The organism is Ferruginibacter sp. HRS2-29 (assembly GCF_024343615.1).
GTDB lineage: Bacteria > Bacteroidota > Bacteroidia > Chitinophagales > Chitinophagaceae > Ferruginibacter.
In genome coordinates this window covers 1-2810 of sequence record NZ_RJUB01000058.1, presented here as the reverse complement: position 1 = coordinate 2810, position 2810 = coordinate 1, and the positions used below count along the sequence as shown (strand labels likewise).

The window sequence follows — 2810 nt, the reverse complement described above, 5'->3', positions numbered from 1 at the left end:
CACATCCTGGCGTTTACAGATACCCCATTGGGCATTCAATGTATAGATCGCCGTATCCTGAGGTGTAGCCACCGGGTTTTTAACTTTAGGATCATTCAAAGAAGTTAAAGGAACATTCAGTGCCGTCCAGTTGAAGATAGTAGTCTGGGGATTCGTCTGTGGTTGCAAGGTGACCGAACTACCTACGCAAATGGTCTGGTTCGGTCCGAGTTCAAGCCTCATGGTGTCCAGCAATGCTACCGTAACGGTTGTATTGGTAACACAACCTTTGGCATCTTTCACTTTCACATTGGCATAGAAGCCCGTATCCGGAGCTATGAAAATATTGGACGATTGGTAGTTCAATCCGTTATTGATCGAATACTGGTAAGGTGTGGTTCCGCCACCACCGGTTACGGTGATGGTTCCATCATTGCCATTACAAGTAGCTACTTTGGTGTTGGTAGCCGATGCTGTCAATACTGTTGGCTCTGCGAGAACGATGCTGGTATCTTTTGTACAACCTACATTATCTTTTATGCGGAAATTATAGGTTCCGGCAATCAGCCCGTTGAATACATTGCTGGTCTGATAGGTTGCATAAGGAGCCAGTGCATATTGATACGGGGCCACACCACCACTAATGTTGAAAGTGATGCTGCCATTGTTGTTTCCGTTGCAGGATGGCATCACTTTCACCGAAGGTGATCTTAATGGAGGATTGGAATTCAATGTAAAGGAGCCCGAACCTGTACAGCCATTGGCAGAAGTGAAAGTATAGGTATAAGGGCCAGGGGCAAGATTGGTATATGTAGGGCTGGTTTGAGTACCGCCAGGTGTAAGCGTGAAACTGTAAGGACCTGTGCCACCCGGTACGATGGTGATTGAACCATCATTGATGTTGGCGCAAACCGGCTGGTGTACAGTAGTAACAGTTGAGCTCAGGGAAGGACCCGCAGCTACAACCGGATTTACCGTAACGTTGCCACCGCACCCCGATCCCGCAATAAAGCTGATGGTATAAGTGCCCGGGCCAAGATTGGTAAATACATTGCTGGTCTGTATCACGTTACCCGGGTTGAGCGTATAAGTATATGGTCCCGTTCCGGTAGGGGTAACTGTAATGGTACCATCGTTCCTGGTAGGGCAGGAGGTAGCGGTGGTGGTAGCCGTTGCGGTGAGGGCCGGCCCCTGCAATACGTTTACCGCCACATTACCCACGCAGTTATTGGCATCCCTGATTACAAAAGTATGTGCTGCTGCCGTAACACCGGTGAACAGGCCGGTAGCCTGTGCCGGGCCGCCATCCATCGCAAAAGTATATGGCCCGGTTCCATTGGTAGGGGTTACGGTGACCGTTGCGTCGTTGATATTCGGGCAGGAAGTAGGAGTAAATGTAGCAGTTCCGGTGATACCCGATCCGGCACCTACCGTACGGGTGATCGTACCAGAGCAGTTGGTGGCATCACGGAAAGTGACCGTATGAGAACCCGGAGGCAGGCCGGTGAAAATATTGCTGGCCTGGGAAGGGCCGCCATTGGCGGAATAAGAATATGGAGCAGTGCCGCTGGTAGGCGTTACGGTGATGGTACCATCGCTGTTGCCCGGGCAACTAACATTCTGCGAAGTGACTGTACCGGTAAGGCTGCTGGTAGTTCCTACCGTTACCGTAGCGGTATTACGGCAGCCGGTGGCATCTACAACTGTTACCGTGTAAGTGCCCGCTCCCATATTTGGAAATACATTGCTAGCCTGGCCTGGGCCTGCATTTAAGGAATAAGTGTAAGGAGCAGTACCGCCGGTCTGGCTTGCAGTGATGGTTCCCACACTTGCACCGCAGGTAGTATTGGTGGCTGTAGCGCTTACAGGAAATGCATTGCGTGTAACGCGGATAGTATCAAGACTGAAATAAGTTTGTGCAGGGTCATCCAGTTTCTGGTAAGTCGTTTTTACCACATAGATCGAAGGACCGTTATTTGGAGGGCAAACATTGGTAAATGTCCACCCGAGGTTATTGGCATTGATACGGCTAGTATCGCCTGTAGCTACCACGGTGCCACTTCCATCCAGCAATTGCATGCTTTGATAAAGGTGCGGCCCGCCTACAGGAGTAAACCTCCAGGTTTCGTTCATACCAACGCTGCCCCACGCAGGATCAGACATTTTTCTGTTAGGTGCTGTAATACCTTTAGTACGGGTCATATCCTGAAGGCCAACCATTGCCTTACCATTTATCCATCCTGTACAGATCTCCTGGTCTATTATTGTTGTTTCAATAACACCGGTAGATTCGTGAAGTATGATCTGGCTGGTGTTACGATTAAGCGCATCACAATCGAACAAGGCAATCCTATAAAATGAAACGATAAACTTCCTGTTGGGAGCACTACCAAATGTTTCATATTTGATCTGCTTTCCTGTTGAAGCCGTCCTGATGTCCAGATCATGATATGGCCCCATGATCATTGCGGGATCATATTGTGTATTAGGCAGATCACCTAAATCGTCGTAATGAGCATTCGCTCCGGCAAGACTAATATCAAATGTTACATTTCCATTGGCGCCAATGAGTAAAGAATTATAAGTGATACCATAAAACCTGAATGGAAAGGGTAAGGGTATAACTGGAGAATATCTGTCATCATCAATTATATTTGAAGACGGCCCCGGGCCTCCCGGGGGTACCAACGGATAACATTTCTCTTGTTGGCTAACATTTCCTACGATGTAATTGTCGCCAACACCTCTGAGATCGGGGATGGTAACACTCAGATCGAAGCAGTTAATACCACATCCTAACACCGTATCACGCGGACAAGTATAAGAGAGGT

General features: G+C 48.6%; 1 protein-coding gene. It reads right to left on the bottom strand.

Going from position 1 to position 2810, the window contains the following annotated elements; translation table 11 throughout:
- Window positions 1-2810 (bottom strand): SprB repeat-containing protein (locus tag EGI32_RS10840; protein ID WP_255155406.1); only part of this gene is annotated, 2810 nt, incomplete at both ends.